The organism is Nocardiopsis sp. TNDT3, assembly GCF_003427465.1.
In the GTDB taxonomy this organism is placed as follows: domain Bacteria; phylum Actinomycetota; class Actinomycetes; order Streptosporangiales; family Streptosporangiaceae; genus Nocardiopsis; species Nocardiopsis dassonvillei.
Map to the genome: position 1 here is coordinate 1 of NZ_QPFC01000331.1, position 5,121 is coordinate 5,121.

Consider the following 5,121-nt stretch of genomic DNA (forward strand, 5'->3'; position numbering starts at 1 on the left):
CCGCTGGGGGGGCGGGGAGGTCTGTCCGGTCTGGAGGGCGGGCCGTCCCAGCCGGTCCCGGCGGCGCGGACGGGACCGGTGCCCGCGCGCGTCCCTCAGGCGGCCCCGGTCAGGGAGCGCACCACCGCCAGCTCCCCACCCGTGGGCTCGGGGGTGACGGCGAGGTCGTCGGCCACGGCGAGGCCCCAGCCGGTGGCCTCGCGGACCGCGTCCGCCTCCACGCCCGGGTGCACACCGGTCAGGACGAGTTCGCGGGTGAGGGGGTCGGGTTCGAGCACGCCGAGGTCGGTGATCACCCGTACCGGACCGGCGCCGCGCAGGCCCAGGCGTTCGCGGTCGCCGGGGCCCGAGCCGTGGCCGACCGAGGTGACGAAGTCGACCTTCTCCACGAGGGCGCGGCGGCTGTGCCGCATGATGACGACGACCTCGCGGCAGGAGGCGGCGATCTCGGGGGCGCCGCCCGCCCCGGGCAGGCGCACCTTCGGGTCTGCGTAGTCGCCGATGACGGTGGTGTTGATGTTGGCGTACCGGTCGATCTGGGCGGCGCCCAGGAAGCCGACGTCGATCCGTCCGGCCTGGAGCCAGTAGTTGAAGACCTCGGGGACCGAGACCACGGTGTCGGCGGTGTCGGCGAGGACGCCGTCGCCGATGGACAGCGGCAGGTGGTCGGGGACGGCGCCCAGGGTGCCGGACTCGTAGACCATCCACAGGCCCGGCGCGTGGGTGCGGCGGGCCACGTTCGCGGCGGTGCTGGGCAGGCCGATGCCGACGAAGCAGGACATCCCGTCGCGCAGCGAGCGCGCCGCGGTGACGGTCATGATCTCGTCGGAGGTCCAGGGCGCGGCGGTCACAGGCCCCTCCCGGCGGGCTCGACCGGGGCGGGGGCCCTGGTGAGCTCCTCCAGCCAGGCGGTGAAGGCTCCGCGGTCGCGGCCGACGGCGTCCCAGGCCCGGTAGGCCTCGTTGTCGCGCTCGTAGTAGCCGTGGGCGTAGGAGGGCGCGGCACCGCCGGGGACGACGCTGACCCGGTCGACCACGCGCGCGGGCAGGACGACCTGGCCGGGGACGGGGTCGAGGGTGTCCACGACCTCCTCGACGGTGGCCAGGGCGCGGTCGGCGGCCAGGACGGCCTCCTTCTGGATGCCGGTGATGCCCCACAGCTGCACGTTGCCGCGGCGGTCGGCGCGCTGGGCGTGCACGATGGTGACGTCGGGGTTCAGGGCGGGCACGGCGGCCAGTTCCTGTCCGCTGAAGGGGCAGGTGACGGACCTGATGTTGGGGTTGTCGGCGACCAGGTCGGTGCCGGAGTAGCCCCGCAGGATGGCGAAGGGCAGGCCGGAGGCGCCCGCGACGTAGCGGTTGGCCATTCCGGCGTGGCTGTGCTCCTCGATCTCCAGGGGCACGGGCCAGGAGGAGGTGACGGCGTCGCGGAAGCGGTGCAGCGAGCCGACCCCGGGGTTACCGCCCCAGGAGAAGACGAGCTTGCTGGCGCATCCGGCGCCGATGAGCTGGTCGTAGACGATGTCGGGTGTCATGCGCACCAGCGTGAGGTCGCGCAGGCCCTGGCGGATGATCTCGTGCCCCGCCGCCACGGGGATGAGATGGGTGAACCCCTCCAGTGCGACGGTGTCGCCGTCGTGGACCAGCTCGCGTACCGCCTCGTCCAGGGGCACGATCATGGAGCACTCCTGTTCGGCTGCCGAATGGTTGTTCTCAGAGCGAACATCCCGGCTATGACGGTAACGCCGTTCCCGAGCGTGGTCAAGGCACGCGTGAGGACCGCACCGTGCGTGCGGTGGAGGGAATCACGAGGGGCCGGACGTCCACCCGGACGGCCGAACGGCCGCCTCCAGCGGCGCAGCAGCGGGGCGGCGGGCCCTCCTCGGACCGGGGACGCCTGCGGCAGGAACCCGGCCGGAGTCCGGCGCCGCACCGGACGGACGGCTCGCCGAGACGCCACGAAGGCCAGGCGCCGGGACCGGGCGGGGCGGGACCGGGCTCAGGCGGCGCGGAGCCCGGCCAGAGGGGGCTTCCGGTCAGGTCGCGGGTTCGCCGCGGCGCCACCTCTCGTGCTTGGCGCGCATCTCCTCGGTGTCGTTGAGGCGGGGGAAGGGCTCGTTGGGGACGTCGGCGCCCAGGAAGGCGCACAGGCGCTCCCACCCCTCCCCTGCCCGGTACACCAGCAGCCGGTCGGCCGGGACCTCCGCGACCACACGGGCCGTGTGCCGCTCGAAGGCCGCCACCGCGGTCGCCTCATCGGGGTTCCCGCCGGAGGGGACCCCGAAGTGCGAGAGCCACATGCGGTCCAGAAGGGGGAGGATCGTGCCCAGCAGGGGCGGAACCCCCGCTCCGGCCGGCTTGCCTCCGGCCTCGCTCACGATCTTGAAGATGGTCGCGCGCATGCTCTCGTACCACCGGTGCGGGTCGCGGACGGTGAGCAGGATCCTCGCGTCCGGGAAGGCGTCGGCGAGTTCGCGCCAGAAGAACGACAGCGGCCAGTCCACGCCCGAGCGCCAGCCCTCCAGCAGGCGCGCCCAGTCCACCTCCCCGGCGGGGGTGTCCGCGATCCCGGCCCAGCGGGCCGCCAGGTCCGAGGAGTCCAGCACCTCGGACATGTGGTGGCAGGGGCCGAAGCCGAGCCGTTCCAACGCGGCCTTCACCGACGTCGTCCCGGTGCGCGGGAAGCCCGCTCCGATCACGTCCACCGTCGTCCCCCTCGGTCGTCGCAGGGCTTGGCGCCCGGAGCAGGGGCGCCCCCTGGTCACTTTCCGTTGTAGCACGAACACGCCGGGCGTGAGGGGCTGTCGCCGATATCCGGTCGGGACGGCCCCGGCGGGAGGCTGGTGGCGACCCGGCGGGAGGACCGCCCGCGCCGTCCGGGGGCGTCGGGGCACCGGACGCCCCCGCGGCGCCCCGGGAACGGGCCCCGCCGCTCCGTCCGACCGGTGTGAGAACCTTTCCGGGGGCCGCGGCCAGCCGCCCCCGCAACCGAACCGGGAAGAGCAGATGCCGACCGAAGAAGAAGAGGCCCGCGGCGCCCACTTCGTGCAGTCCCTGGAGCGCGGCCTGACGGTCATCCGCGCCTTCTCCGCCGAGCGGCGCTCCATGACGCTCAGCGAGGTCGCGCGCGAGACCGACCTGACCCGCGCCGCCGCACGCCGTTTCCTGCTCACCCTGGTGGACCTGGGCTACGTGCGCACCGACGGCAGGCTGTTCTCGCTCACGCCGCGCGTGCTGGAGCTGGGTTACGCCTACGTGGCCTCCGCCGGGCTGCCCGACGTGGCCCAGCCCCACCTGGAGGACCTGTCCGCCCGGGTGCACGAGTCCGCCTCGGTGTCGGTGCTGGAGGGAGACGACGTGCTCTACGTGGCGCGTGTGGCGACCTCACGGATCATGGCGGTGGCCATCCGGGTGGGCACCCGCTTCCCGGCCTCGGCCACCTCGATGGGCCGGGTGCTGCTGGCCGGGCACGACGACCGGAACCTGGACGCCTACCTCGCGCGGGTGGAGCTGGCCCCGCTGACCCGGTTCACCATCACCGACCCGGCCGAGCTGCGCGCCGAGCTGGAGCGGGTGCGCGAGCAGGGTTACGCCATCGTCGACCAGGAGCTGGAGGAGGGCCTGCGCTCGCTGGCCGCGCCCATCCGCGACGGCTCGGGCCGGGTGATCGCGGCCGCGAACGTGTCCGCGCACGCCAACCGGGCCTCGATCGAGGACGTGCGCCGCGACCTGCTGCCCGCGCTGCTGGAGACCACCGCGCGCATCGAGGCCGACCTGGCCTCGGTGGCGCGCCGCGACGCGGGTTCCTGATCCCCCACCCTGCGGTTGCGGGCCGCCCGGCGACGCGGGAGCCCTCCCGGCGAGGGCCTGGCCGGTGGCGCCCGGATCGCACCCGCCGCGACGCGGGAGGCCTCGGCGAAGGTCTGGTGGCGCCCTGAACGTCCCCGCCGCGACGCGGGCCCCGGAGCGGACGGTCGACCGGGCCGCGCGTCAGGTCCGGGCCGCCCGGGCACGGTGGCGCCGGACGGCGTCGCGGTTGCCGCAGGCGGGCGAGCAGTAGCGCTGGCGCCCGCCGCGCGAGAAGTCGGCGTAGACGCGGTCGCAGCCGTGCGCCGCGCACCGGCCGAGCCGGTCCATGCCCCGGCCGGTCAGGTGCAGGGCGGTGCCGACGGAGACCAGCGCGGCCACCTGACGGTGGGCGGGCAGCAGGTCGGGGCGGTAGTGCAGGTGCCACCCGGTACCCGCGTGGTCGGTCAGGCGCGGGGCGGCGGAGAACTCGATGAGCAGCGGGTTGAGCCGTTCTGCGCGGGCGGGCGCGTCGGGGGCGTCCACCACCCGCGTCCAGCGCCTCAGGAACTCACCGACGGCGGCCACGTCGTCCTCGCCCACGGGGCGTTCGAGGAGGAAGCCCACTCCCGCGCAGCGGCGCTCCAGGTCCGACACACCGCTCAGCGGCCGGTTGACCAGGTCCACGGCCAGGGTCACCGGATCCTCGCCGTAAGGGTTGAGATGCATAATGCCATTACACCAGACTGGCCCGATGCACACACGGCACGAACACCACTGGACCACCGAGTCGGACCACACCACCAGCGAGGGCGTCGTCGCCTACCAGCGCTGCGCGTGCGGGGGGCGCAGGGTGATCCTGACCCGGGCCTTCGGGCTGCTCCAGGACGACCTGGCCTCGGTCGGCCCCGCGCGGGGGTGAGCCGGCGCGGTGGCGTGGGCTCAGCAGCCCCCTTCGGAGCCGAGGAGGGCCCGCAGCACCGCCACCGCCCGCTCCCCCGCCTCCTCGGGCACGAACACGTGGTCGTGGTGGAAGCCGGACACCACGTCGCACGGCAGACCGGCTCCGGTCAGCGCGGCGGCCACCGCCGCCACCAGAGCCACCGCCTGGGCCCCGGCGGGGGCCTCCAGCGTGATCCAGGCGAGCGCGTCGTCGTGGGGCAGCCCGGCCGCGTCGGCCTCCTCACGCGGGCACACCACGGTCAGGGCCTCGTCCTCGGCCACCGTGACCACCGGGCGCACCCCCTCGGGCAGGGACGCGCGGTCCGGCACGGTGGTGAAGACGTAACCGCCCGGGCGCAGCCGGACCCGCGTTCCCGCCAGCAACCGCTCCAGG

The 5,121-nt window shown here is 74.8% G+C and carries 7 protein-coding genes; 2 read left to right on the forward strand and 5 right to left on the reverse strand.

The window, feature by feature from the left end:
• Nucleotides 1–95 precede the first annotated feature (95 nt).
• The 3 genes from DQW06_RS09005 to DQW06_RS09015 form a co-directional block, all read right to left on the reverse strand.
• Nucleotides 96–851 carry a CoA-transferase subunit beta gene (locus DQW06_RS09005; RefSeq protein WP_117198282.1) on the reverse strand — a complete coding sequence of 252 codons (756 nt, stop codon included), beginning with the start codon at nucleotides 849–851 and terminating at the stop codon, nucleotides 96–98.
• Nucleotides 848–1,678 carry a CoA transferase subunit A gene (locus tag DQW06_RS09010; RefSeq protein WP_013153314.1) on the reverse strand — a complete coding sequence of 277 codons (831 nt, stop codon included), beginning with the start codon at nucleotides 1,676–1,678 and terminating at the stop codon, nucleotides 848–850. Before DQW06_RS09010 ends, DQW06_RS09005 begins: the two co-directional genes overlap by 4 nt.
• 357 nt (nucleotides 1,679–2,035) lie before the next feature.
• Nucleotides 2,036–2,704 (reverse strand): sulfotransferase family protein, encoded by a 669-nt coding sequence (locus tag DQW06_RS09015; protein ID WP_117198283.1) that lies wholly within the window; start codon nucleotides 2,702–2,704, stop codon nucleotides 2,036–2,038.
• Nucleotides 2,705–3,005: 301 nt separating this feature from the next.
• On the opposite strand from DQW06_RS09015, the gene DQW06_RS09020 reads away from it, so the two are divergent.
• Nucleotides 3,006–3,809 (forward strand): IclR family transcriptional regulator C-terminal domain-containing protein, encoded by an 804-nt coding sequence (locus DQW06_RS09020; protein ID WP_013153316.1) that lies wholly within the window; start codon nucleotides 3,006–3,008, stop codon nucleotides 3,807–3,809.
• Between the two features lie 180 nt (nucleotides 3,810–3,989).
• On the opposite strand, the gene DQW06_RS09025 is transcribed toward DQW06_RS09020, so the two are convergent.
• Complete coding sequence (locus tag DQW06_RS09025; RefSeq protein ID WP_041552717.1) at nucleotides 3,990–4,514, reverse strand: CGNR zinc finger domain-containing protein; 525 nt, start codon at nucleotides 4,512–4,514, stop codon at nucleotides 3,990–3,992.
• A gap of 25 nt (nucleotides 4,515–4,539) precedes the next feature.
• Between DQW06_RS09025 and DQW06_RS29185 the strand changes: the two genes are divergently transcribed.
• Nucleotides 4,540–4,707, forward strand: coding sequence for a hypothetical protein (locus DQW06_RS29185; RefSeq protein ID WP_019611479.1), 168 nt, complete (start codon nucleotides 4,540–4,542; stop codon nucleotides 4,705–4,707).
• Nucleotides 4,708–4,727: 20 nt separating this feature from the next.
• Here the strand turns inward: DQW06_RS29185 and DQW06_RS09030 are convergent, their stop codons facing one another.
• Nucleotides 4,728–5,120: an ACT domain-containing protein gene (locus tag DQW06_RS09030; protein ID WP_117198284.1), complete on the reverse strand. Its 393-nt coding sequence runs from the start codon at nucleotides 5,118–5,120 to the stop codon at nucleotides 4,728–4,730.
• Nucleotide 5,121: the final 1 nt, after the last annotated feature.